Raw genomic sequence first — 24,420 nt, forward strand, 5'->3', positions numbered from 1 at the left:
TGATTAGAATTATTTGTTCAATACCCCCAACTTATCCACTAGTCTAAAACAAATTTTTTAATCACTTCCGCTACTGCATCGTGATTGTAATCATTATTAGTTACATAGTTAGCGACATCCTTGACCTCCGGTACCGCATTTTTCACTGCAACCCCCAAACCAGCTACTTTCAACATTTCAATATCATTAAAGCTATCACCAATGGCAATGGTTTCCTCCGGCTTAATGTGTAAATGTTGCAACAATTGTAATAAACCTTGGCCCTTATTGATACCAAGCGGGTTAAATTCCATATAGCGATTAGAAGAATACGTGACTGTTAATTGCGCTAGCAAATCACTCGGAATTTGAGAGCGGACATCATCTAATTCGGCACGATCTTTATTCATATACAGAATTTTTTCCATAGGTTGATCTTGCAGGAGACTAATCGACGGCTGGGCTAAAGTATGATATTGAAAGCCTAATCGGCTTAAATAGTCGTTTTCGTCAGCATTCATATTATAAACAAAAACATCCCGTAACGTATAAACATGCATTGCTAAATGATTGCGTATTCCTATCTCAAACAGCGTATTAATGGTATCGTAATTCATCAATACTTGTTGAATAACTTGTTCCTGGTAATTTTCGGTCACAACACTACCATTAAATGAAATCACATACTCGTTTTGAGCATTCAATAAATTCAATTCCCGTAAAGTCCGTCGAATTAAAGTAAAGCCCCGTCCAGTACATGGAACAAAAATCACTCCTTGCTTTCGCGCTTGTAGAATTGCTTGACAAGTCTTAGCATCTACGTGTTTTTGATCATTTAACAAAGTTTCATCCAAATCACTAGCAATTAATTTATACTTCATCAAATAACTCCTCTAACATACTTAAAATTAATAATTTTACTCTACCATTAATTAGCGTTAAAATTAAATAATTTCTTGGGAGTCATCCAAAATATGAACCCGATTTTTCAATTTTCAGAATTTCTTAATTGCTAGGGAACTTTCTTCCACAGCCAACACCCTCAATGCTTGATAATCCGGTATAATCTAAATAAAAAGAAAAGGAAGTTATCTGATGCCGAAACAAAATGTTCTTTACCTTGCATGTTCTTGGTTTTCACCAGAAGAAAAACAACATTTACAACAAGCCCAACAACAACTAGCCCAAAATCCTACAGTAGATTGGGATAATTCTTTTCGACCTTTAGAACATCAATTTGGTGATTATGATGTCAGTCATAATCCCGCCGCCTTAGCAGATCCGCTCTGGCAAATGGGAACTTTTCGCAATGATTTAACGGGAATTGATAAAGCTGATCTCGTTTGCGGTTTATTTGTACCAGAAAAACCTGATACTGGGATGGCCTTTGAATTTGGCTATGCTTACGCTTGCCATAAACCTATTTTTGCAGTCATTCCGGATAATTCCACCGTCCCTATTAACGTCATGCTAGTTCCGAGCGTTACGCAATATATTCGTTTAAGTGATGCAGCTACTTTTGATTTTAACAATTATGATTTCGACTTATTCTCTGTAAGTACTTTTTAAAAATGCGCCCTTTATAAGGGCGCATTTTTAATACTTCAGGATTATCACCGCTAATACTAAAACCAGCAAACCGATTAAAAAATTAAATCCATTGACCAAATGCAAGAAGTGCCGAATGGGGGTCTGCAAAGTTGCATGTATTTGATGCCTTCTTCTCCAAGCATCATAAAATTGTAAACAAACTACCCCCAGTAAAAAGACTACAATCAGGCCGCGAATGATGTTTCAACTCCCTTAATCACAATTTACCAAGTTTTAATTTATATTATCCGACGCGCAAAATTAGGCTGGTACGCAGTCATTGCTGTTAAAGTAACCGTCTGTCCCGGTTGTGGAGCGTGAATAAAGTAACCAGAACCAGAATAAATCCCGACATGTGTAGCTTGTCCTGGTGTTCCCCAAAAGACTAGATCACCTGGCAATAATTTATTTAAAGCGACCTCGGTGCCACAAGTACTTTGGGCTTGCGAAGTGCGGGGCAGTAATAAACCTACCTGAGCTGCACTATATTGCACTAATCCGGAACAATCAAAACCGCTAGGGGTATTCCCACCCCAAACATACATGGTACCTATAAATTGACTGGCCTTTTGGACTAGCTGTTGCCCTTGTCCCTGCTGTGAGGTCGGTAGCGGTTCCACTGGTGCAGGTATTGTTGGTGAAACAGTCTTTGCAGCTGTTTGAGCAGCAGTTTGTTTGATAATATCATCATACGGTTGCTTATTAACATTTATTTCTGATTGTACCCGATCTTCCAAGGGTATATCATGCACTACTACAATAGCCTGCGGTTGCTGCAGTGGAGCCGCTTGTACCAGCAGTGGATTGCTCGTTAACATGAAACTACCTAATATACATAACGGTAACCACCGATTTGCAGTAAGCAATTACCTTCCCCCTTTTTGAACTACCACACTTAATAATTCTATCATATTTTATAAAAAAAAGTTGAAATAACTTCGGCATACCCAATATGCAAGAGGCAATAGCTTATTGGTTGTATTTCACTTGTGAATGTTATACAATTCACTAATGTAAGTTACCAATTCAAATTTGATAAAAGGAGTTTACTGATGGATATTAGTCAAGCGTTATTCAAAACCTTCACGGATATGAACATTATTAGCTCTATTACTTCCACACTGTTTATTATTTTATTGGGTTTTTTTCTACGGAAAAAGAACATTTTTAGTGATCAATTTGGTAAAATGATGACGAAGATTGTTTTGTCAGTATCTTTGCCTGCATTGGCGTTTAATTCGTTTATGGCGCCAATTGATGATCAAACTTTAAAGCATGGTTTGGCAGTGCTGATTTTTGGTATTTTAATTTATATTATTTTAATTTTTGTTAGCAAGTTATTTTACTTAGGTTATGATCATGATCGACAAACAGTCTTAAGTGTGCTGACTACCTTTGGTTCGACCACCTTTTTCGGAATGCCGATAGTGGCTGCTATCTATGGTCCCAAAGGTACGATGTACGCATCTATTTTTAATATTGGTTATCGTATTTTTCTTTACTCTTACGCTTACATCGTAATGAGTGGTTTAAAAATGACGAAAAAGAACATCCGGCAAATGTTTTTAAACCCAGTAGTCCTAGCCACCTTTTTGGGATTGATTTTATGGATTATTCAACCGTACATGCCAACTTTAACGGGACTTAATCCTGAAACTCACAAGGCAGTTACCGTGGCTTTTTACCGCATCGACGTCACGGCTCCATGGTTGTTTAAACCATTGACTTATTTAGCTAGCTTATCATCACCACTCGCCTGGCTTGCTATTGGCTCTACTCTAGGAGAAATCAGCTTTAAATCGGCTGCCAAGAACAAAACTTCATGGTACTACACGGCTATTAAAACCATTGTTGTACCGGCAATTAATTTAGCCCTGTTATTTGTCTTAACAGTCACTAAAATTCTGCCAGTTAGTCAAGTAGCTATGGCAACCATTTTAATTATGATGGCCACTCCAACAGCAGCGGTGGCAGCTTCTTATGCTATTGGTTTTGATCGTGAAGCTGTGCTGACTTCGAATGCTTCCTTTATTTCCACAATTGGTGCCGTGATCATGGTTCCTATTTGGATCGTCATTATTTCTTTAATTGGTAGTGCCGGTATTTTTTAAACTAAAATATTTCTCGAAAGAAGGAGTTTGAATGACTTTTAAAATTGCTGTCTATGGTGTCAGAGATAACGAAGTTGATTATTTTAAGAAACTCAATCAATACCAGTATGAATTAAAATTGTTACCGGAATTGTTAACACACGACAATATTGACACGGCCCAAGGCATGGACGCAGTTTTATTGCGCGCTAATTGTGTTGCAGATGCTCAAAATCTTCAAAAACTGCACGATTGGCAAATTAAATATGTCTTTACACGGACGGTGGGTTTTAATCATATTGACTTACAAGCCGCCCAAGATAACGGTCAAATTGTCGCACGAGTCCCTAGCTATTCTCCGCATGCGGTTTCCGACTTAGCTTTCACATTAGGCTTAACACTGCAACAACGGCGAGTAAGTTGGGCGACTCATGCCAGTCATCAAAAGAATTTTATAGTTCAACCTAGCGAGTTTACTCGCGAAATTCATGACTTAAAAGTCGGAATTATCGGAACCGGAAGAATTGGATTAACTGAAGCTCAAAATTATCATGCTTTAGGTACAAAAGTTATCGGTTATGATGTGTTCCAATCTGAAGCTGCCAAAAAAATTGTGGATTTTAAATCCCAAGAAGAAGTTTTCCAAACCGCCGACATTGTCTCGCTGCATGTGCCTTATTTCCCTGGTAAAAATGATCGTTTTGTTAATGCAGATTTAATTAATTTGATGAAACCCCAAGCAGTTTTAGTCAATACGGCCCGGGCAGAAATTGTCGATATTTCGGCAGTTGTTGCGGCGCTTCAAAATGACCGTTTGAGTGGTTTTGCCACAGATGTTTTAGATCATGAAGCTGATTATTTTGGCAAAAAGGTAGATCAGATTAAAGATTTAAATTTACAAGCACTGATCGACTTATATCCACGCGTTTTAATTACCCCGCACTTAGGTTCTTATACTGAAGAAGCGCTGGTGGATATGATTAAGATTAGCTTTGATAATTTTCACGAAGTTCTCGCTACTGGCACCTGTGATAATTTAGTACAGCCTGATAAATAGATATATATTTAAAGCTAACAATATTAACCCCCGAAATTGAGATAATTTCGGGGGTTAGTTATTTTTTAAAATTGACTTTTTGTGCACATCACTAAAAAAGCGTGTCTCAATGCCAAGGTCTTTAATTGATAAATTTTCAGAAACAAGTTTGCAATCCCTATCCTGATTTAAAGCAGTAATATTTTCTCCTGGTACTCTGCGCTTCTTATAATCAGACTAAAGTCCACATTGGCTTTGCCCCCAGAGTATCTACAGATTGTTTAAATTAGTAAATTATCGGTAAATCCCAATCCTTCATCGCGGTATCGTTTCTCAATTAATGGTAATCTACTCTTAGATAGAACTTTTTAGGAATTGATGAAATTGATAAAAATTAAATATGAAACCTTACTCAACAGGTATACGTAAAGGAAAATTATCATGGCAAATAATTTATCTAATTCAGATCAATTATCTGGGAAAAAATGGCTAATCATTTTATTGTCTAACTTACTAGCTTATGGCTGCCTGGTTCTGCCTGGTGGGTTGCTACCAGAATCCTTAATTTTTAACGGCCGGCATCCTAGTTTTCTAGCGGCCGGCTTTCAGATCCTTATTGTCACAGTATTTTTACTAGTTCAAATAAGCGGATTACAAATTGCTGTTGGATCCAACTGGCGGCACTTATTTCATTGGCCGCCTGCTCGAGAATGGCTTTGGCTTGTAGCTTTTTTCCTTTTAACGTACTTGGTTTCTGTTTTATCGGGAAGCCTGTCGCAAAAACTATTCGGTGCAGTTTCTGGCAATACCGCCGCTGAAATCACTTTGAGAACCCCTCATGTCTGGCTCATTTTTCTTTATCAACGTTTTAGTAGCGCGATCCAAATATTAGGTGAAGAATTTTTAGCCATCATGCCCTTACTCGCTATGAATCAATTAGCACAGTCTTTAAGCTGGAAGCATCCCTTGTTCTGGAGCAATCTTACCTCTGCAGTTATCTTTGCATTACTCCATTTATCCACTTATGACTATAATTTAGGCTATGTGCTTTTGGGATTAGCTTTTACCCGGTTAGTTTTAAACTGGGCTTTTATCAAAACTCGCAATCTCTGGGTGAGTTTTGGCGTTCATTTTTTATTTGATACATTCGCGTTCCTGATTTTATTATTAGTCGCCAAATAACTTTCACAACTTTTTTTGCCAAACATTAGTAGATATTTGCTCGTTATAATTTTGAAAAGTGTCTTAGCAGCTACAGCGCTATTCTGGTATTTTTCAAGACCATTAGTTTGGGCAGTTTAATAATTGGAATTGACATTTTAGTTATAAAATTAGACTGCTACAAGTAAGGACCTACCAATTGAAAAGACTAACAGCATATAAAACACAGCTATTAGTCCTCAAGCAAACTTATTAGGTCATTTCGATTTAAAAAGATAGCTTATTATTTAGCCAGCTCTTTATAAAATTTACAAGACAATTAATTCTCGCTTAGCGTTCGTTAAAAAGTGGACTTGACCGGAAGTATCCAAATATAAATCGTCTTCAATGCGCACTCCACCATGATTAGGTAAATAAATTCCCGGTTCAATGGTAAAAGTCATCTGGGCAGGTAGAGTTTCAATACTTTGGGCATTCATCGTGGGATATTCATGGCATTCACGACCCACACTATGACCCGTTCCATGCATAAACTCAGGTCCAAAACCACGTTTTGCGATGTAGTCATGGGCAAACTTATCAATCTCTGCTAAGGGCTGGTTTAAATGCAGTTGCTTAATGATCGCTGTTTGGGCTTCTAAGACAATTTGATAAATTTGCTGTAATTGTGGATCCACGCTGCCTAATGCTACTGTTCGTGTAATATCTGAATCATAACCCTGATAAACAAATCCATAATCCAAAACTACCAATTCATGAGCTGCCAGCACTTTATTTGTAGCCGTGGCATGGGGCATGGCCGAATGCACGCCCGAAGCTACAATGGTTGGAAAAGAAGTCGCTGTAGCCCCTAATTTTTTGCCATAGTGTTCCATTTCCGTTGCGATCGCTAGTTCTGTCTGCCCCGGCTGCAAATACTTTAAGATATGATCAAAAACTTGATCGGCAATTTGCGCTGCTGCCTGAACCTTGGCAATTTCCGCTGGCGTTTTGACCATTCGAATTTTTTCCACTAGATTACTCGAATCTACAACCGACCAAGATTGGTGTTCTAACTGGCGAAAGGTCGTTACGTTTAAGAAATCCGGTTCAATCATTAATTTGTGTACCGCACAGCTTTTTAAAAAATCAGCTAAAGGATGCTCTTTCATATCCACAATCTGAAACTGTGGTGCCAAAGCTTGAATTTGTGCAAAAAAACGGCCATCAGTATACAAATATTGCTCGTTTAAAGTGATAATCATTAATCCTTCATAATCCGCAAAATCTAATAAATAACTTAAATTGGCCGGACGACTAATTAAAAGCGTATCTACTGCTACAGCCCGCATTTCTTGGCGAATTTTATCTAAACTATTCATGACTTACCTCCCGCGTTATGGTTTTAGCGTTAGTATACCCTATAATTCAATTGATTGAATTATCAATTTATCAATGTTATAATAATCGAGCTTAACGGGGATGTTATGGATTCGACATATGTAGTTGAGCATCGGTTGCATTTCGTAGGTTACGACTACGTAAAAACGTTACAGTTAAATTATAACTGCAAAAAATAATAACAACTCTTACGCTTTAGCTGCTTAATCACAGTCTAGGCGTGATCCACTTAATTTTGTCCAAGGATTAAGTTTGGGTCTCAAATAATTGGACTACGTTTGACTATGCCGCCTGAGTAGTTAAAAAGAGATTATCCAGGCTAGTCGCTAAGATTAGCCACGTTGTACGGCGTACTGGGCGATAAACTTTAAATGGTGCAACTATGAATGTAGATACTGGTGTGGCAGTATGTATGGACAGGAGTTCGATTCTCCTCATCTCCATTTGTGTTATTTCATCGGTTATATTGAAAGCCTCAATCCGAAAGCTGGTTGGAGGCTTTTTATTTTGTTAAAGATGAGTCTAAGTCTGATTGTGCCCTTATCGATAATCAAAATAAGCAGATAACTAGCTTGTTCTGGAAAGTATTTCAAACGACAACCATTTTATCATCGACTTCATTAAAATATTTATCAAGAGCGAAACATTTATAGACGTACTTCGATGTCGTTAGGAGTAATTTAGCCATTAATATCTAGGCTATTTCATCAAGGAGTTACCAAGTCTAATTATTGCCAATAAACCTTTTTAATTTAGAAAATATCCCCGTGAGCTATTTGTTCAGCTAGCTCATTCACAGTGTAGCTTTTTAGCTCTGCAAACATCAAAAATGCCGTTGTCCTCACCAAAATGCAGGAATAACGTTTAATAATACGGTAACTGTGCCTAATATGATACTACCCGTTTTATCTTTTGTAGTAGACACCAAATAATAAAATTCGCTTATTACCAGTAATTTTATTATAGCTGTACTTTATCCATGTTCAATATTCTTTGAATAGTATTGAGTTGTATTCAGGTCCTAGTTCCTCCTCTTGATCTCTTGTGCTCTTTAACCCGGTGCGGATAACTTTTAAAGGCTGCTTATTAGCTTTTGTCAGTGGCTTGGGTTTAATTCGCTAAGCTAATTTCGCCAAGACAATTCCATGAATAATGGAATTATTATATAGATACAATAATAACTTGCTAATATTTAAAAAAATAAAAAGCCCGAGGAGATTTGTACTAGTTACCTCGGGTAAATACTTAAAATAAAGAAATAACTGCATATTATCGGCGGCTGCAGCTGATTATGGTTTTAAAATCTTCCCTAATTAACTGTTGGCTCTACATGCACATCCACATCAAAAATATGGTATTTATTTTGTAAAAGGTGTTCGATTTGTTCCGTAACTGCATGACTACGGCGAACAGTCAAATCCGGATCCATTAAAACAACTACTTCCAAAAAAATATTATCGCCATAACTACGGCCTCGAATTTTTTTAACACCGCGAACAAAAGGAATTTGTGCAACAGCTTGTTGATACTGAACTAATTTTTTTTCATCAAAACCGTCTGATAGCGAAAAACTACTATCGCGAAAAATATCCCAAGCCGTTTTTAAAATTAAGCCACCAATGACCAAGGCTGCCCCATTATCTAACCAGGGAATTTTCAAGGCAGCTGCAATTACGGCAACCGCTGTTCCCAAACTAGTCCAAACATCACTCAAATTGTCTTTGGCTGCTGCAAGTAAGGCTGTACTGTGCACTTTACGAGCCAATCTTCGGTTAAACTCGTAAACAAATACCATAATTCCGGCAGAAACCAGTCCCGCTAATCCAGCCCAAGGATCAGGCATGGAAGTTTCATTTTGAAAAATATTAATAAGCGCATTAATACATACTTGTAACCCCACCATAACCATAATAAGTGAAGTTACTAAACTAGCGATATTTTCCGACTTCCAATGTCCATAATGATGCTCTTGATCGGAAGGTTTTCGCGAAATTTGTAAACCGATTAAAACGGTGATCGAAGAAATCAGATCTGTAAAATTATTCAAGCCGTCAGCTCTTAAGGCTTCGGAGTGAGCATAAAAACTGACTAACAATTTTAAAATGGCAATGCAAAAATAAGCGACTAAACTTAATAAGGCGCCGCCTTCAGCGGCTTTAATTTGTTGGTAACGTTGCTTGATCATGAGTATTTACCCTCTTGTATTAAAGAATAAATCATTTTGTATTAGAAGGACATTTTAAGCATCATGGCGCTAGTTAGTCAACAATTGATAATTTTTTAGGATATTTAATACGATAATTTAAGAAAACCTAATTTTTAGCACTCTTAGTGATCAGACCAATCAAAAAGCCTAGATGCTTTACATCTAGGCTATGATGATAAAAATCTTGCATTCCAGATTACGGAACTAAGCGCATGAATTCACGAGCAATTACTAATTCTTCGTTGGTTGGAACCATGAGCGCAGTAATTGCTGAATCCGAAGTCGTGATTATCCGTTCTCCCGACCCCTGCTCATTTGCTTGATCATCAACGTGGACTCCAAGATAAGCAAAATTTTGTAAAATAGCTTTACGAATAGCGGCATTGTTTTCACCCACACCGGCTGTGAAAATAAATACATCTGCCCCGTTCATTTCCGCTAAATAACTGCCGACGTATTTCACAATTCGATTAATAAAAACATCAATTGCTAATTTGGCTCGCGGATTAGTATCTTTAACTGCAATTAAATCCCGCATATCCGGCGAGATACCGGAAAGGCCTTTCAAGCCTGATTCATTGTTTAAAATTTGAATCATATCTTGAATATTCGTGAGATGCAATTTTTCCATTAAAAAGGCGACCAAGGAGATATCAATATCTCCCGCACGTGAACTCATAGTAACTCCCGATATAGGAGTAAAACCCATAGAAGTATCAATTGCCTGACCATCTTGGATTGCAGTTATCGAAACGCCACTGCCAATATGCATACTAATTATTTTTAACTTTTGATAGTCCTGCTGTAAAAACCGAGCAGCTTCATGTGAAACGTAATTATGACTAGTGCCGTGAGCCCCATAATGTCGCGCACCATATTTTTTTTCATATTCTAACGGAATGGAATAAACTTGATTAACACGCGGCAAGTTTTGATAAAAGGTCGTATCAAAAACTGCTACCTGTGGTACATCAGGTAACATTTGTGCAAATGCCTCAATGCCCTTCAGTTCTGCTGGATTATGCAAAGGAGCAAATTCATTTAACTTATCTAGTTGTTGTAAATTCGTAGCTTCAATAACCGTAGAGTCTTGGAAATATGGTCCCCCCGATACAACTCGATGTCCTACTCCAGATAAGTCCGTAATAGTATTAATCACTTGTTGTTTTTCCAATTGATTTACTAATAACTCTACCGCGGCTGCATGAGTCGGGATATTTTGTTGCGACTGATATTGGTGACCGTGATAAGTCATGGTAAAGGTTGATTGATCTAAACCTAAACGGTCCACCATCCCTTGAGCAATGACTTCTTCAGTGGGCATCAAAAACAATTTAAACTTCAAGGTTGAGCTCCCTGAGTTTACAATTAATACTTTACGTTCCAATTAATTATCCTCCTCATTAAACGTCTTGTGACTCCAAGTTTGTAAATTGTGTTTTAAAGCATTGACGGCATCTTTATTTTGTAAATCCGGCAAAGTCCCCATCAAAACTGGGCTGGCTTGGTGCGCCTTGGGTCCATGTTTTTGAAGTACTATAAGTGATTTGGCAGCGGCCTTTGAAGCAAATAATTTGGGTGGCAAAGTTAGCACAGCTTGTAAAAACACTTTTTCAACCATCCATTGCGCTAAAGTAGTCGCTTGTTCGGTTTCAAAAATTTGTGCAGGTACTATAAAAATGCCAATTCCCCCAGCCCGCAAATTATTCATTGTCTGCTCCATGAGTAGATGGTGGGCATATGAATGTCCCGTAGTCGCCTTGGTTTGAAAATCTAAAGCATTATTGTCCAAAGGATAGTAGCCCACCGGTAAATCACTTAAAGCAAGATCACAATCGGAAATCATCCAAGCAGCGATGGCATCTTGGTGATATAAGTCGATTGATTCATGAATTAATTGGGCATAAGAATCCGCTAAAGCCAGTTGGACATCATCATTATCTAAGCCATGCAAATTCAAAGTTAATGCTGTACTCTTTTGCAACTCTAGCTTAGTTTCCAATAATAAATTACCGGTACCCACACAGGGATCCACTACTTCATAAACTGGTCTTGATTGTGCGTGAAAGATTTCAGCAATAATCAAAGCGCAAAATGTGCCCACAATATCCGGCGACATTAAATGATTCACATCCGTTTGATCCGTCTTTTGTGCTTTCACAATATTTAATTCTACCGCTTTTTTGATGATTGGAAGAGGATAATCTGCAAAATTAAACTTTTGGTATTGTTGATTGAGCTTCACAACTTGTTCGGGTGTGGGAAAACCATCTTCTACAAACGTTTTTTGCTGGTACCAATTAAATAAATTTTCTGAAAGTGCATTCGTATAACTTTCATTTAAAAATTTTTGTAGTTGGGCTGTAGTTTGATCTACCAACTGGTAAATTTTTGCAATTTCATTTTGATCGTTCGCCATTAATTTACCTCGATAACTATTATTCATTGTTCATGTTATCGAAAATCAGCTTATTTCGCAAAGTTAATTATTCTTTGTGTATAAACTTGGCTAATTTGGCGTTGCGTAGTCAATTCATGCTGATAAAAATTTAAATATAAAAGCACCATGATACATTCAAGGTTTAATAACAGTACGATGAGAATTGTGGTGGACGCTGCGTGGCGGACCTTTAAAATCAAGATAATATTCCCACTTTCGTTGAATTGAATCGATAATAATAATTTGAAGTGTAGACTGCTGCCGCTTTAGTACAATATAACCTTGGTTGACAAAAATCGGCATATGGCCGGCTGATTCTCCAGTTAAACGTAACATATTGTTATAAATTGATAAACGATAAACTTTATTTGGATAGGCGTAATCTGCACCTGTTACAAATTTAGCAGATTTCGCAGTTACTTCGATTAAAGTTGCCGTCTGCGTAATTTTTTCCAGTTGTAACATAGCTACAGTCCAATCACTAGGTGAACGGGTTAATTGGTGCTTTTGCTGTTGATAATACTGAACTCCTACCATGGCCAGCGATAGGGTCAAGCTCAGAACTAATAAGGAGATAATGGCTTCACTGAGTAAAAAAGCGGAAAGTCTGGGTTTGGCTGTTATACAATAATTTCCCTGTCGATGTAAATACTTCATAATTTCCTTTATTGCGTCGAAAAGTATAGGTTTGATTGTCTAAAGTCAACTTTTTAATTTGTGGATGTGTTAATTTTTGCCATAAGGCGACGCGGGCATTAGTTTGCGTTTGCGTAATTTGTAATTTTTTTTGCGTCGGAACAATACATAAAGGAATTAATGCTAAGGCCTGCAAAATTAAAAAAAAGCCCAACATATTGTCTAACAATAAAAAACCGCTACGTTTGGGTCTCAAATAATCGCCCCCAATGTTTTTGTACGGTATAAGTGTAGCGTCGCTTTGTTAATTGTGACACAAAATAAATGGTCGTCGGCTCCACAGAACCGTCAGCATGAATAGTTAATTTATTATTGCGTTTTAAAGATGCATTCAAAGTTTTCGGTAAAGTCAAATTGACATTCGGTGTTTGCAGACGATAATCGCGAAAAGTAATGATGTGCTGAGCACTATTAAATTCGACTACACAGTTGCTTTTCTCTAAAAAAGCACGTTTCAAAGACCAATTCCAATTGCTTTGGAATTTGAGTAAAAATAATTTTTCTTGTTGTATCTGCCATTGTTGACCCAAATCTATACTGGGAATGATAATTAACCAACAAATCAGATTCAAAGCAATAATGGTTTCGACTAGAGTAAAGGCAAGTTGTCTACTTAGGTTTGGTAACTGTACCATCTTCAATAGCGTAACCTCGATCTGTGGCTTTGTTATATTGTGCTTTAGACAAATAATGTTCATCCAGTAATTTTTGCCAAGTCGGATTAGCTCCTTCATACATATCCACTTGGGTTTGTAATGTCGTCTGGAAGGCGGCTTCTGTTTTGGATTGCGCAGCCTGCTTTTGCTGATTAATGTTAGGAATAATAATTAATAATAATAAGGAAATTATAAAAAGCACAATAACCATTTCGATTAAAGTAAAGGCTGCATGTTTACGGGTTTTCAACATCATTTAAAATCCTTTCATCATTGAATAAATAGGCAATAAAATACTCAAATATGTTAACAAAATCATGCCTGCAACAATCAAAAAGAAAAAGGGTTGAATTTGATTTATTAAGCGACGTAATTGTTTTTGTAGTTGTTCATGTTTTAATTGGGCTAACGTCGCTAATTCAACCGCCATTTGGAAACGTTCATGGCCTAAATTAATGGCCAGATTAATTTCATTGGCTAATAGGGGTTGGCTGTTAATAATTTGTTTTAGGCTTTGCCCTGCTAAGATTTTTTCTTTTACCTGTTGGGCTAAACACTGTTGTAATGAACCCTTCGTTAATTGTTGACTAGCCGTCAAAATATCTTGTAATGATAAACCACTTTTGAGAAAAGTTGCTAATCCACTTAAAACGACATAATAATAATAGTTTTGATAAATTCTTCCGATAAACGGCCATTTAATTTGATGTAACGCCTTGTGTAAATCATCTACGCGTTGCCAAAACCAAACCTCTACCAAAATAACTCCAATTATTACCAGACTAAATAAGCAAATTCCCACCCGATAGGGCGCCGCTAAACGTAGGGGCGGTAACTGTTGGGCCAATTCTAATTTTAAAAAAACCAGTAATGAAGCTAAACAAAATAGTAAAAAACAAGGGTAAGCTAGTAAATTCAATACTTTTTGCCAATTTTGATGGCGCATTTTTAGAGTGTTAGCGTTTTCTTGTAAGCATTTAATCAAGTCCCCATGCACTTCCGCAATTGCTAATTGACTAAGAATCGTTTTGGATAATCCCAATTGTTCAAAAGCAATAGCTAAACTAAAACCCCGTTGTAATTGTTCAATCATAAATTGTAATTTGGTTTGTTGACGAGGCAAAAGTAATTTAAGCGATTCTAAAGCCATTTCTAAAGAAAAGCCGTTTTTTAACAATTGCGCTAAAGTATAGAGAAAAAAGCTTTGCTGCTGAGAACTTAATTTAACCGGTGTAAAATTGTTGATAAGTTTGATCATCCAACAATCCTCTCTGATAGTCCAGTTGTAATAATTGATGCCAGTCACCAAAATTACTCTGCGGAATTTTGATAGCTTGTAATAAGTCCTCACCGCTCAGCATATCCCGATAAGCTTTAATACTGCGATCTTTTTGCATGATTAAACGTTGATAGACAATACAGGTCAGGACTGAATAGAGCTGTTGTTGCGTAATACCTAATTCCATCATGCGCCCCACGACGGCAAACTTGTTTCGAGCATGGACGGTCGAAATGACTAAATGGCCACTTAAAGCAGCACGCACAGCCATTTGAGCGGTCTGCTCATCACGAATTTCACCTAAAATTAAAATATCCGGCCGATGACGCAAAGACGTTTTAATCAGATCAGCATAACTCATTTGCGCACGGGCATTTACTTGAATTTGTAAAAAGCTCGGTTCGACCACCTCCACTGGATCTTCTATCGTGAGCACTACTTTTTGTGCACTATAAGCTTTGACCAATTCATACATCGCGGTGGTTTTACCAGAACCTGTCGGCCCGCTAAACAAAATTAAACCACGTTGATTAACTAATTGAGGCCACTGCCCCTGTGTCCAGTCCATGGCGGGTTGGCCTAGCGGATAGATCAAGCGAATAACCAAAGATTCACAATTATTGAAATCTCCTAATGCGGATAAACGTAAATTGATTTGTTGTTGTTGAAACTCAAATTTACGGGCCCCCACTTGCGGCCTTCGATGTTCACTAATATTCATATCTGAAGTAAATTTCAAATAACTAATGACGCTAGCCGCAAAATCAGTCTGAAGAATTTGATAGGTATGCAGACCATCTACCTCCCGCATCTTGACCAGCACGCGCGATAATTGTGGTAAAAAGAAAATGTCTGATACGAGGCGCTGACAAGCAAAGGTTAATAATTTTTGCGTGTATGTTTCTGGTTTCATATTTACCTCCTTTCATTTAAAAGTACGCAAAAAATAAAAAAACTCCCTTTGAGAAGGGAGTTTTTTATAAATTTCATTTAATCTAATTAATTCTCAAAATTAGCTGCCGCTGTATAAACTGCAGAAACATCATCATCATCTTCTAATTGCTCAATCATGTGCGTAAACTGATCTTTTTTATCATCAGGCACTGGCACGGTGTTTTTAGGAACCATGATTAATTCAGCGTTAGCTAATTGATAGCCTTGCTGTTCCAAAGTATCACGTACCGTAGTAAACTCTTTGGGATCGGTATAAATTTCATAAGCGTCTTCAGATACCTCCAAATCGTCGGCTCCGGCTTCCATCAAATCTTCTAACATCTGATCTTCATCAGCTTCGGTAGTAGTCCGATCAATCACAATATAGCCTTTACGATCAAATAAATAAGCCACTGATCCCGTAGACCCCATACTGCCGCCATTACGTGTAATAGCTACGCGCACAGAAGTTGCGGTGCGATTTTTGTTATCTGTTAAAGTATTGACTAATACTGCTACTCCACCGGGTGCATAACCTTCATAAGTGATTTCTTCATAATTTTCGCCACCAGCACCAGCTGCTTTATCAATGGCCCGCTTAATATTATCTTTAGGCATGTTCGCAGCACGAGCTTTATCCATCACTAAACGTAAAGAAGGATTGTTCGCGGGATCAGGATCACCACCCTTTGCTGCCATGTAAATCTCGCGGGATAATTTCTGGAAAATTTTGCCCCGCTTTGCATCTTGAGCATTTTTCCGGCCTTGAATATTATGCCATTTGGAATGTCCTGACATACGCGTTTCCTTCTTTCTTACATTAATAATTACATAAAACCGATTGTTATCATACCAAAAAAAGCGCCAGCCTTCAATATTTTCTCTGGTGCTTTTGGTGATAGCTAACCCATAAACGCCAGATTAAAACAGTTATGACAATAAAACAAAAGGCTCCGGCGCTGTCTAGCATCACATCTGCTACCAAAGCCGTCCGACCACCGGTGAGCATCTCATGAAATTCATCAAAACCCGCCCAGCCGGTTACCACAAACCAAGCAATCCATGGTGCTAATGGCCAATGGCGCAGTTCATTTTTTAAAAATAAAAAACTAAACATTCCCAATAAACCAAAAACCATGAAATGCGCCGTTTTGCGTATGAAAAACTCTACAAGTTTAAAGTAGCCCACAGTCTTTAAGGATTGTTCTTGACCGCCATAATGAAAATCGATCTGTTGCAGCTGTGCCTCTGCCGGGTGCGCCGCTAAATAATATTTTAATTGGGGAATTAATGACTGTTGATGATAAGTCATAGACGAACTAATAAACAAACCACCAATGATTACGGCGATGGCACTGAGCCAAAGCCAATTCTTTTTGAAAACTGTGACCATTGCTAACCTCTAGTAACCTGAGAATTCTTAATCAAATTATACTATAAAGTAAAAATTTTGCAGGTTAATTAAAAGCATAAAAAACTCCAGTTGCGTACAACTAGAGTTTTTGCAATAACTTATTCTACTGTGACACTTTTAGCTAAGTTACGCGGTTGATCCACATCATTACCACGATGTTTAGCGGCAAAATAAGCAAATAATTGCCCGGGGATAATCGCAACTAACGGCATCAAGAGTTCGTTCAAATCATCTAAAACAATGGTATCATCGGATTGCGCCAACGATTTTTTCGCAATGGTCAAAGTATGCGCGCCACGACTAACCACTTCTTTGACATTGCCTCGGGTATGCGCAGCCGTAGCTTCTTCTAAAATAAACGCTACAACAGGGGTTTGATTTTCGATTAATGCAATAGTTCCATGTTTCAATTCACCAGCAGCAAAACCTTCTGCATGAATATATGAGACTTCTTTTAATTTTAACGCAGCTTCTAAAGCGACCATGTAACCATTGCCCCGGCCAATAAAGAAAGCCCGGTCATGTTTGTCAAAATAATCTTCCGTTAATTTTTCTAACTTATCTTTTTGATCAATGACAGTTTGGATAGCATTGGCAGCTAAACCTAATTGATTTAAGACATCAATTGGATGCTTTGGCTGATAGTTTAAAGCTTGTCCCAGAGCCTGAGCCAAAATAGCTTGCACGGCAATTTGAGCTGTATATGCTTTGGTTGAAGCCACGGCAATTTCAGGACCCGCATGTAACAATAATGCATAATCTGATTCCCGCGCCAAGGTAGAATTAGCCACATTAGTCACAGTTAATGATGGGTATTTTAAAGCTTTAGTTTGCACTAACACTTGTCGACTATCAGCAGTTTCGCCACTTTGAGTTAAGAAAATAAAGAACGGTCGTTGCGATAATTTGCCCAAATGGTGGCCAAATTCACTGGCTAATTTCACCTCTGCCGGAACATTGGCTAATTCTTCAAATAATTCTTGTCCCACCAAGCCTGCATGATAACTCGTACCGGCTGCTACAATATAAATACGATCTGCTTGTTTCATTTCCGCAATTAAATCAGGAGAAATAACTGGTTGTTGATCACGATAATATTCTTTTGCGATCCGTCGTAAAACAGCCGGCTGCTCGTCAATTTCTTTGGACATATAACTATCATACGTTCCTTTAGAAATATCAGTGGCATCCATAGCTACCGTATAAGGGTCCCGTTGTACAGCTTGACCATCCAATGTCAAAATCTGTACTTGTTCTTTAGAAATTACCCCAATTTCGCCATCATGAATTTCTAAATACTTATGGGTTTGATCTAACATTGCCATAGCATCAGAACAAACCACATTGAAGTGATCGCCTAAACCGATTAATAAAGGACTCTTATTTTTAGCGACCCATAATTTATCTGGTTCTTGCCGATCCATTAAAGCAAACGCATAAGAACCGTTCAGTAAGGATAAAGTTTTTTGTAAAGCAGTTAAGGTTGAAGAATTATCTTGTTGAGCAAAGTAAGCAATTAATTGAACAATCACTTCCGTATCAGTATCACTCGCAAAATGAACATCAGATAAGTATTTTTGTTTAAGTTCATTAAAGTTAGTGATAACTCCATTGTGGACTATATAAAAACGTTTATCTTCTGAAAAATGCGGATGTGCATTTGCTTCTGTCGGCTTACCGTGGGTTGCCCAGCGAGTTTGACCGATGCCGGCCAATCCTTGATCATTTGTATCTAAAGCTTGTTGTAAATTGGCAATTTTGCCTACACGTTTTTTTAATATGTCATGTCCTTGTTCGTCTGTTACATAAATACCTGCTGAATCATAGCCACGATATTCTAATTTTTTTAAACCATTAATTAAAATTGAGGTTGTTTGTGGGTTTCCTACCACACCAACGATTCCACACATAAAATATTCTCCTCTAACAAAAATTGGTATAGTACCAATTGAGCTTTAGTTAATAATTGAACCAGCCAGTATATTACTATTTGTAGGAGCAAATGTCAATTATTTTACTAGAATTGGTATAGCAAAAACTAGTGGCACATTACTTGCCAGTATGAATTATTTTAAATCTTAATATGCTATGATTAAGTAGTCTAGGTTGCCAAAGGAGGGATACACAATCGCAAAGTAATCGAAATTCCAAGCTATTTTTTAATTTTTAATCCGCCCATCATTACTCTTCCCATCTACATAGTTTGGATTCATCGCTTCACGCGTTTTTAACTGTATAACCTGGGCTTTGAAAATAACTGTACTAATGTGTCATGAGTCAATGACCTTCATTTGAACGTGAGCGTAATTCAGAACAATAAAATGACCGTAACGGCGGTCTTTTAGGAAGTTAATGCAAAGCAGTACGATGAAATCTATCTAAGAAATGAGGAATAAGTATGCCCTTAGGAATTAAAATAGTCTCCCAAAATTGTCAAGGATTAGTGGAAATGTTTGGTAAATACCAACATACTGTAGAATCAGGTTTGCATTTTTATATCCCGATCGTACAAAATATTCGTACCGTTAGTCTAGCCATGCAACCGATTGAATTGCCCCATTATTCTATTATCACTAAAGACAATGCTGAAGTTTCAACTTCTATTACGCTGAACTTTCATGTTACGAACGCCGTCAAATATGAATATAATAATACGGATTCTGTCGAATCCATGGCCCAATTAGTTCGTGGCCATTTGCGAGATATCATTGGCCGCATGGATTTAAATGACGCTTTGGGTTCGACTGCCAAAATTAATGCAGATTTAGCAGCGGCGATTGGTGATTTAACCAATACTTACGGCATCAATGTGGATCGCATCAACATTGATGAATTATTACCTTCTCAAGAAATTCAAAAGGCCATGGATAAACAGTTAACGGCGGATCGGGAACGCATTGCCGCTATCGCCAAAGCTGAGGGTGAAGCCGAATCAATCCGTTTGACTAATGAGGCCCAAAACAACGCTCTGATGGCTACTGCTAAAGCCCAAGCGGAGGCTACCAAAACACAAGCTGATGCTGATCGCTACCGGATTGAAACTATTCAAAAGGGGTTACAAAATACGGATCAAAAATATTTTCAAGATCTATCTATTAATGCCTATGAAAAATTGGCCAAATCCCCAACTAATTTGGTTGTCGTGCCTAATGAACACAGTGATCAATTCGGTCAAACTGCTCTTTTAGCCCAAGCTATTAAACATCAGGATGCTAATCCACCCGCCAAATCCAAATAACTCCAGTAGAAAACCCCTGCATCGCATTCTCTATTAGTTCCAAAATAACAAAAGGTTGATCCCATTTATTATGGAATCAACCTTTTTCAGATATTATAAACCCATATTTTCTTGGACCACTTGAGCAATTTGATTAGTATATTGATCAGCTAAGTCTGAAGTTCGCGCTTCGACCATAATGCGGAGTAAAGACTCAGTACCACTAGGACGCACCAAAACCCGTCCCTCACCTGCTAGAGCTTGTTCCACTTCGGTAATGGCCGTCGTAATGGCTGAATATTGTTGCCAATTCTTTTTGTCAACTACTTTTACATTCACTAACTTTTGCGGATAAGTTTTTACGGGGGCGGCTAATTCCGATAAAGATTTACCCGTTTGCTTCATCACATTCAATAATTGAATCCCGGTTAACATCCCGTCACCAGTATTATGAACATCAAAAATAATAATATGCCCGGATTGTTCTCCACCGAGATTATATCCATTTTTAACCATCTCAGCGGCCACATGCCGATCGCCCACAGCAGTTTGGACAGCGTGAATCCCGTGTGCCTCTAGAGCCTTATATAATCCCAAATTACTCATTACGGTTGTGACAATGGTGTCTTTTTTCAAGCGACCGTGTTCTTTAAAATAATTTCCTAAAATAAACATTATCTTGTCGCCATCAACAATATTGCCTTTTTCATCGACAGCAATACACCGATCGCCATCACCATCAAAGGCTAAGCCGGCCTGAGCATTTTGGGCCACTACTTCCCGAGCTAATTTTTCAGGATGCGTAGACCCGACACCATTATTAATGTTCACTCCATCCGGATTAGTGGCAATAGTGGAAAAATCAACATTTAAGTCAGCATATAGTTTCGTCAACAGACTACTGGTAGAGCCATTGGCGCCATCCAAAACCACTTTAAGTCCAGAAAGATCATCTGAAATACTTTGCCGTAAAAATTCCAAATACTTTAAAGATCCCTCTTTATAATCTTCCAAGGTTCCAATTCCAGCTGCAGCCGGCCGGGGTAAGCTGTCTTGGGCTTGTTCCAAAAAATGTTCAATTTCGGCTTCAGTGACATCTTTTAGTTTATATCCGTCTGGGCCAAAAAACTTAATGCCATTATCACTAGCGGGATTATGCGAGGCGGAAATCATAATTCCTGCATCCGCATCTTGTACTTTTACTAAATACGCTACCGCTGGCGTAGTGATAACTCCCAAATTAAGTACTTCAATGCCTACTGACAATAATCCTGCAATCAGAGCAGATTGTAACATTTGACCAGATTTACGAGTATCCCGTGCTACTAAAACCGTAGCTGGTCCGTCGGTCGCTTTTTGTTGTGATAAAACATAGCCCCCGTCACGACCCAATTTAAAAGCCAATTCGGGTGTTAATTCTTTATTGGCCACGCCGCGAACGCCATCGGTACCAAAATATTTTGTCATTAGTTATTCCTCTCCATTGTGATCAGTTAGCCACCATTATTAGCGACATTTTGATCTGTTTCATCTTTTAAATTTACTTTTAGCTTCTTAGGCTTTGCTTCTATGATATCAGAATTTAGATCCGTGATCTTAATAATTACCGATTTTTTATCACCCAGTTTGGATACATCTACGGGCAGTTCTAACTCATCAATCTGATTTAAAACCTCTTTGCGGGCTGCAATTTGTACTTTTTGCACAGCACTACTGAAACTATAAGTTTTACTAGAATCGCCCTTTTGCACAAATTTAACCGGTACCGTTTTGGTTGGCAAGCTAATCGGAATTTTTAAGTTCGCTGTTTGTGGGGTCAACAAAACCGACAGTGTATGTCCCTGCTCATCCACAGCTTGTAATAAAACTTCTTGTTGATAAGTTTTATTGGCCGCCTTAGGTAAATTAGCCCGCGCAACGATTTGACTAATCCGTTGAATTTCACTACGAGCTCCCACCACCTGTACCACTTGTGGATTCAACACCACATTTCCAACTTGATAATCCGGCGCAATTCGGTGAGCATTATAACTAGCCTGAATCGGATAAGTCCGTTCTGCACGCGGTTCAATATCTAAATCTACGTATCGGGGCTTAATCGTGTATTTTAAATCCCGATTGAGACCATCTTGCTTAATGGCGACGCGATGTTTGCCCACGCTGAGATTACGTAAATCAATATAAATTGTAAAGTTTTGTGTGTTTTTCGTAGCGGTCACTAAAGCAGCGGGGCCTTCAATTTTAATCGCTACTTGTTTGGGATAACCCGTGACAAAATAACGTTCTGAATCTACATTGACCTGTAAATTCATATTAATTGTGGCTTTTTTATTAGAAACAGCGACATTATTTGCTTCGGAACTACTCCGGGTATTACCCATTCGCGGTGAAGAAACGCTCAAATAAATCCAAATCGTCACAATTAACGACAAGATCAGATAAAAAGCTTTGGAATCTGCAAATTTACGCCATTTATTCATTTTTTGGACCCTTTCCGCCAATTAGGAGTAGTAAACAGATTGGTCAAAAAAGAATGTGTTTGATCTTCAGATGGTTCTAATTGGGCTTTTAAATAATTTAAATAGTCATCCCGCGTTAAATCCAATAACATATGGTTTTTGTGGGTAATCATTACTCCGCCAGTTTCTTCAGATACTACGACTGTTAATGCATCGGTAACTTCACTAATCCCTACAGCTGCGCGATGACGGGTCCCTAATTTTTTAGGAATAGCATTGCTTTCTGATAATGGCAAATAAGCCGCTGCTACTTCAATTTGGTTATTATTGATAATTACTGCCCCATCATGCAAGGGTGTGTTAGGAATAAAAATATTAATTAAGAGTTCGCCGCTAACATCTGCATCTAAAGCAATCCCTGTTTCGACATATTCTTCTAAGCCAGTATCCATTTGAATCGTAATTAAAGCTCCAATGCGTCGTTTAGACATGTACTGAATTGCTTTGTCTAAAGCATTAATCAATTGGTCGGCCTTATCCTTTTGTTCATTCCGCACTGGTAAAAAGACAGGCATCCGACCCAATTTCTCTAAACCTCGCCGAATTTCTGGAGTAAAGATAATGATAATCACAATTACTGACCAATTAAACAGTTGGTCAGTTAAATAGGCCACTGTTCTTAAATTAAACAGCCAGCTAATCAGTTTAATGATAATTATTATCAATAACCCCTTGAGGAGTTGGATCGCTTTAGTGCCGCGAATCATCATTAATAATTTATAGACCAAAAACCAAATAAAAAGAATATCAATGAGGTTCGTTAAAGTACTAACTGTCCAAAAGTGTGCTATCAAATTTTCCATAATTTTATCCTAGTTAATCTTTGTCTTCACCGATGATCTGAACCTCGGTTTCCAAATTCACCCCAAATTTATCATGCACTGTTTTTTGAATTAAAGCAATTAACTGTAAATAATCCGTAGCGGTGGCGTTGCCTAAATTAATGATAAAACCTGCATGCTTCATCGAAACCTGAGCTCCGCCGATAATATGACCTTGCAAGCCTGCTTTAATAATCAAAGGGCCAGTATAATAGCCTTGAGGCCGCTTAAAGACACTGCCACAAGAAGGATACTCCAATGGTTGTTTTTGTTGACGTAATTGATTAAAGTGATCCATCTTGTCTTGAATATCTGGCTGAATTCCCGGTTGTAAACTAAAAGTAGTGGTCAAGACGATTCCATGGTTATCTTGTACGACACTATGCCGATAACCAAAATTCAAGTCAGCACCGGTAATTGTCACTAATTGACCGTTAGGTAAAATTTCTTCAATTGCAGTAATGACATTAGCTACCTCACCGCCATAAGCTCCGGCATTCATAAAAGTAGCTCCGCCAACACTGCCTGGGATCCCGGCGGCAAATTCCAATCCTGTCAAACTCGCTTGACTAGCTGCTTGGGCAACCTTTATAATAGCAGCGCCTGCTTGGGCCACAATAGTGCAGTCATGGACTTCGAGATTGACAAATTTAGTTAACATAATCACTAAACCACGAATACCGCCGTCTTTAATAATTAGATTGCTGGCATTTCCTAAAACTGTCACTGGCAATTGATGCTGCCGGGCAAATTGCACTAATTCCAATAACTCTGAACGTGTTGCAGGAAAAGCTAAAAAATCAGCAGGTCCGCCAGTTTTGGTATAAGTGTATTTACTTAGTGGTTCATTTGTTTTAATTTTAATGGGCAAATCTAAAATGGTTTCTGTCATCTTTATCACTAATCCTTTTACATCTTCAGCATCTAATTTTAGCACATTCTTAGTTAAAGCCCTACCTTTTACCCGACCCGTTGTTCTATCTTAATTTGTAAAGGAAGATTA

24 protein-coding genes and 1 other RNA gene are annotated in these 24,420 nt (G+C 38.0%); 6 read left to right on the plus strand and 19 right to left on the minus strand.

Features of this window, described 5'->3' with window-relative positions; translation table 11 throughout:
- Positions 1 to 38: 38 nt before the first annotated feature.
- Positions 39 to 860, minus strand: coding sequence for a Cof-type HAD-IIB family hydrolase (locus JG30_RS05350; protein ID WP_046316809.1), 822 nt, complete (start codon positions 858 to 860; stop codon positions 39 to 41).
- Positions 861 to 1,074: 214 nt separating this feature from the next.
- Here JG30_RS05350 and JG30_RS05355 point away from each other — a divergent pair, with 214 nt between their 5' ends.
- Positions 1,075 to 1,548 carry a nucleoside 2-deoxyribosyltransferase gene (locus JG30_RS05355; RefSeq protein ID WP_046316810.1) on the plus strand — a complete coding sequence of 158 codons (474 nt, stop codon included), beginning with the start codon at positions 1,075 to 1,077 and terminating at the stop codon, positions 1,546 to 1,548.
- Positions 1,549 to 1,808: 260 nt separating this feature from the next.
- On the opposite strand, the gene JG30_RS05360 is transcribed toward JG30_RS05355, so the two are convergent.
- Positions 1,809 to 2,435 carry a C40 family peptidase gene (locus JG30_RS05360; protein ID WP_245626295.1) on the minus strand — a complete coding sequence of 209 codons (627 nt, stop codon included), beginning with the start codon at positions 2,433 to 2,435 and terminating at the stop codon, positions 1,809 to 1,811.
- Between the two features lie 186 nt (positions 2,436 to 2,621).
- On the opposite strand from JG30_RS05360, the gene JG30_RS05365 reads away from it, so the two are divergent.
- The 3 genes from JG30_RS05365 to JG30_RS08660 all read left to right on the plus strand — a co-directional run bounded on the left by JG30_RS05365 (position 2,622) and on the right by JG30_RS08660 (position 5,877).
- On the plus strand, positions 2,622 to 3,680 hold the full coding sequence (locus tag JG30_RS05365) for an AEC family transporter (protein ID WP_046316812.1): 1,059 nt from the start codon (positions 2,622 to 2,624) through the stop codon (positions 3,678 to 3,680).
- Between the two features lie 31 nt (positions 3,681 to 3,711).
- Entirely contained in the window at positions 3,712 to 4,716 is a 1,005-nt protein-coding gene (locus JG30_RS05370; RefSeq protein WP_046316813.1) for an NAD(P)-dependent oxidoreductase, read from the plus strand.
- Between the two features lie 420 nt (positions 4,717 to 5,136).
- Positions 5,137 to 5,877: a CPBP family intramembrane glutamic endopeptidase gene (locus tag JG30_RS08660; RefSeq protein WP_052725212.1), complete on the plus strand. Its 741-nt coding sequence runs from the start codon at positions 5,137 to 5,139 to the stop codon at positions 5,875 to 5,877.
- Between the two features lie 287 nt (positions 5,878 to 6,164).
- Here JG30_RS08660 and JG30_RS05380 read toward each other — a convergent pair whose 3' ends face one another.
- Complete coding sequence (locus JG30_RS05380; RefSeq protein WP_046316814.1) at positions 6,165 to 7,217, minus strand: M24 family metallopeptidase; 1,053 nt, start codon at positions 7,215 to 7,217, stop codon at positions 6,165 to 6,167.
- A 96-nt stretch (positions 7,218 to 7,313) separates the two neighbouring features.
- On the opposite strand from JG30_RS05380, the gene ssrA reads away from it, so the two are divergent.
- Positions 7,314 to 7,682, plus strand: a transfer-messenger RNA (tmRNA) gene (gene ssrA, locus JG30_RS08800).
- Positions 7,683 to 8,545: 863 nt separating this feature from the next.
- Here the strand turns inward: ssrA and JG30_RS05385 are convergent.
- The 12 genes from JG30_RS05385 to glmS all read right to left on the minus strand — a co-directional run bounded on the left by JG30_RS05385 (position 8,546) and on the right by glmS (position 18,770).
- Positions 8,546 to 9,421 carry a cation diffusion facilitator family transporter gene (locus JG30_RS05385; protein ID WP_046316815.1) on the minus strand — a complete coding sequence of 292 codons (876 nt, stop codon included), beginning with the start codon at positions 9,419 to 9,421 and terminating at the stop codon, positions 8,546 to 8,548.
- Between the two features lie 217 nt (positions 9,422 to 9,638).
- Complete coding sequence (locus JG30_RS05390; RefSeq protein WP_084616677.1) at positions 9,639 to 10,829, minus strand: acetate/propionate family kinase; 1,191 nt, start codon at positions 10,827 to 10,829, stop codon at positions 9,639 to 9,641.
- Positions 10,830 to 11,861 carry a class I SAM-dependent methyltransferase gene (locus JG30_RS05395; protein ID WP_046316816.1) on the minus strand — a complete coding sequence of 344 codons (1,032 nt, stop codon included), beginning with the start codon at positions 11,859 to 11,861 and terminating at the stop codon, positions 10,830 to 10,832.
- Positions 11,862 to 12,017: 156 nt separating this feature from the next.
- A complete protein-coding gene (locus tag JG30_RS05400) occupies positions 12,018 to 12,437 on the minus strand; it encodes a ComGF family competence protein (RefSeq protein WP_179854032.1) in 420 nt (139 codons plus the stop codon).
- A 28-nt stretch (positions 12,438 to 12,465) separates the two neighbouring features.
- A complete protein-coding gene (locus JG30_RS05405) occupies positions 12,466 to 12,774 on the minus strand; it encodes a hypothetical protein (protein WP_046316819.1) in 309 nt (102 codons plus the stop codon).
- On the minus strand, positions 12,758 to 13,219 hold the full coding sequence (locus JG30_RS05410; RefSeq protein ID WP_143443894.1) for a hypothetical protein: 462 nt from the start codon (positions 13,217 to 13,219) through the stop codon (positions 12,758 to 12,760). The genes JG30_RS05405 and JG30_RS05410 overlap by 17 nt, the downstream gene beginning before the upstream one ends.
- Entirely contained in the window at positions 13,188 to 13,490 is a 303-nt protein-coding gene (gene comGC, locus JG30_RS05415) for a competence type IV pilus major pilin ComGC (RefSeq protein ID WP_046316823.1), read from the minus strand. The genes JG30_RS05410 and comGC overlap by 32 nt, the downstream gene beginning before the upstream one ends.
- On the minus strand, positions 13,491 to 14,492 hold the full coding sequence (locus JG30_RS05420; RefSeq protein ID WP_046316825.1) for a type II secretion system F family protein: 1,002 nt from the start codon (positions 14,490 to 14,492) through the stop codon (positions 13,491 to 13,493).
- A complete protein-coding gene (gene comGA / locus JG30_RS05425) occupies positions 14,458 to 15,426 on the minus strand; it encodes a competence type IV pilus ATPase ComGA (protein WP_046316827.1) in 969 nt (322 codons plus the stop codon). Before comGA ends, JG30_RS05420 begins: the two co-directional genes overlap by 35 nt.
- A gap of 86 nt (positions 15,427 to 15,512) precedes the next feature.
- A complete protein-coding gene (locus JG30_RS05430; protein ID WP_046316830.1) occupies positions 15,513 to 16,244 on the minus strand; it encodes a YebC/PmpR family DNA-binding transcriptional regulator in 732 nt (243 codons plus the stop codon).
- A gap of 73 nt (positions 16,245 to 16,317) precedes the next feature.
- Entirely contained in the window at positions 16,318 to 16,839 is a 522-nt protein-coding gene (locus JG30_RS05435) for a VanZ family protein (RefSeq protein ID WP_046316832.1), read from the minus strand.
- A gap of 119 nt (positions 16,840 to 16,958) precedes the next feature.
- Positions 16,959 to 18,770 carry a glutamine--fructose-6-phosphate transaminase (isomerizing) gene (gene glmS / locus JG30_RS05440; RefSeq protein WP_046316833.1) on the minus strand — a complete coding sequence of 604 codons (1,812 nt, stop codon included), beginning with the start codon at positions 18,768 to 18,770 and terminating at the stop codon, positions 16,959 to 16,961.
- A 488-nt stretch (positions 18,771 to 19,258) separates the two neighbouring features.
- Here glmS and JG30_RS05445 point away from each other — a divergent pair, with 488 nt between their 5' ends.
- Positions 19,259 to 20,098: an SPFH domain-containing protein gene (locus JG30_RS05445; RefSeq protein WP_046316835.1), complete on the plus strand. Its 840-nt coding sequence runs from the start codon at positions 19,259 to 19,261 to the stop codon at positions 20,096 to 20,098.
- Between the two features lie 93 nt (positions 20,099 to 20,191).
- Here JG30_RS05445 and glmM read toward each other — a convergent pair whose 3' ends face one another.
- The 4 genes from glmM to murB are packed head-to-tail and all read right to left on the minus strand — an operon-like array spanning position 20,192 to position 24,309.
- Positions 20,192 to 21,544, minus strand: coding sequence for a phosphoglucosamine mutase (glmM, locus tag JG30_RS05450; RefSeq protein WP_046316836.1), 1,353 nt, complete (start codon positions 21,542 to 21,544; stop codon positions 20,192 to 20,194).
- A 26-nt stretch (positions 21,545 to 21,570) separates the two neighbouring features.
- Complete coding sequence (locus tag JG30_RS05455; RefSeq protein ID WP_046316837.1) at positions 21,571 to 22,557, minus strand: CdaR family protein; 987 nt, start codon at positions 22,555 to 22,557, stop codon at positions 21,571 to 21,573.
- Positions 22,554 to 23,399, minus strand: coding sequence for a diadenylate cyclase CdaA (gene cdaA / locus JG30_RS05460; RefSeq protein ID WP_046316839.1), 846 nt, complete (start codon positions 23,397 to 23,399; stop codon positions 22,554 to 22,556). Before cdaA ends, JG30_RS05455 begins: the two co-directional genes overlap by 4 nt.
- A 13-nt stretch (positions 23,400 to 23,412) precedes the next feature.
- A complete protein-coding gene (gene murB / locus JG30_RS05465; protein ID WP_046316841.1) occupies positions 23,413 to 24,309 on the minus strand; it encodes a UDP-N-acetylmuramate dehydrogenase in 897 nt (298 codons plus the stop codon).
- Positions 24,310 to 24,420: the final 111 nt, after the last annotated feature.

It is taken from the genome of Bombilactobacillus mellifer (assembly GCF_000970795.1).
Taxonomy (GTDB): Bacteria; Bacillota; Bacilli; order Lactobacillales; family Lactobacillaceae; genus Bombilactobacillus; species Bombilactobacillus mellifer.

Excerpts from the sequence above, each read along its gene's own strand:
- JG30_RS05350 (WP_046316809.1), bottom strand. The coding sequence starts at position 860 with ATGAAGTATAAATTAATTGCTAGTGATTTGGATGAAACTTTGTTAAAT.
- JG30_RS05355 (WP_046316810.1), top strand. The coding sequence starts at position 1,075 with ATGCCGAAACAAAATGTTCTTTACCTTGCATGTTCTTGGTTTTCACCA.
- JG30_RS05365 (WP_046316812.1), top strand. The coding sequence starts at position 2,622 with ATGGATATTAGTCAAGCGTTATTCAAAACCTTCACGGATATGAACATT.
- JG30_RS05370 (WP_046316813.1), top strand. The coding sequence starts at position 3,712 with ATGACTTTTAAAATTGCTGTCTATGGTGTCAGAGATAACGAAGTTGAT.
- JG30_RS08660 (WP_052725212.1), top strand. The coding sequence starts at position 5,137 with ATGGCAAATAATTTATCTAATTCAGATCAATTATCTGGGAAAAAATGG.
- JG30_RS05380 (WP_046316814.1), bottom strand. The coding sequence starts at position 7,217 with ATGAATAGTTTAGATAAAATTCGCCAAGAAATGCGGGCTGTAGCAGTA.
- JG30_RS05385 (WP_046316815.1), bottom strand. The coding sequence starts at position 9,421 with ATGATCAAGCAACGTTACCAACAAATTAAAGCCGCTGAAGGCGGCGCC.
- JG30_RS05395 (WP_046316816.1), bottom strand. The coding sequence starts at position 11,861 with ATGGCGAACGATCAAAATGAAATTGCAAAAATTTACCAGTTGGTAGAT.
- comGC (WP_046316823.1), bottom strand. The coding sequence starts at position 13,490 with ATGATGTTGAAAACCCGTAAACATGCAGCCTTTACTTTAATCGAAATG.
- JG30_RS05420 (WP_046316825.1), bottom strand. The coding sequence starts at position 14,492 with ATGATCAAACTTATCAACAATTTTACACCGGTTAAATTAAGTTCTCAG.
- comGA (WP_046316827.1), bottom strand. The coding sequence starts at position 15,426 with ATGAAACCAGAAACATACACGCAAAAATTATTAACCTTTGCTTGTCAG.
- JG30_RS05430 (WP_046316830.1), bottom strand. The coding sequence starts at position 16,244 with ATGTCAGGACATTCCAAATGGCATAATATTCAAGGCCGGAAAAATGCT.
- JG30_RS05435 (WP_046316832.1), bottom strand. The coding sequence starts at position 16,839 with ATGGTCACAGTTTTCAAAAAGAATTGGCTTTGGCTCAGTGCCATCGCC.
- glmS (WP_046316833.1), bottom strand. The coding sequence starts at position 18,770 with ATGTGTGGAATCGTTGGTGTGGTAGGAAACCCACAAACAACCTCAATT.
- JG30_RS05445 (WP_046316835.1), top strand. The coding sequence starts at position 19,259 with ATGCCCTTAGGAATTAAAATAGTCTCCCAAAATTGTCAAGGATTAGTG.
- glmM (WP_046316836.1), bottom strand. The coding sequence starts at position 21,544 with ATGACAAAATATTTTGGTACCGATGGCGTTCGCGGCGTGGCCAATAAA.
- JG30_RS05455 (WP_046316837.1), bottom strand. The coding sequence starts at position 22,557 with ATGAATAAATGGCGTAAATTTGCAGATTCCAAAGCTTTTTATCTGATC.
- cdaA (WP_046316839.1), bottom strand. The coding sequence starts at position 23,399 with ATGGAAAATTTGATAGCACACTTTTGGACAGTTAGTACTTTAACGAAC.
- murB (WP_046316841.1), bottom strand. The coding sequence starts at position 24,309 with ATGACAGAAACCATTTTAGATTTGCCCATTAAAATTAAAACAAATGAA.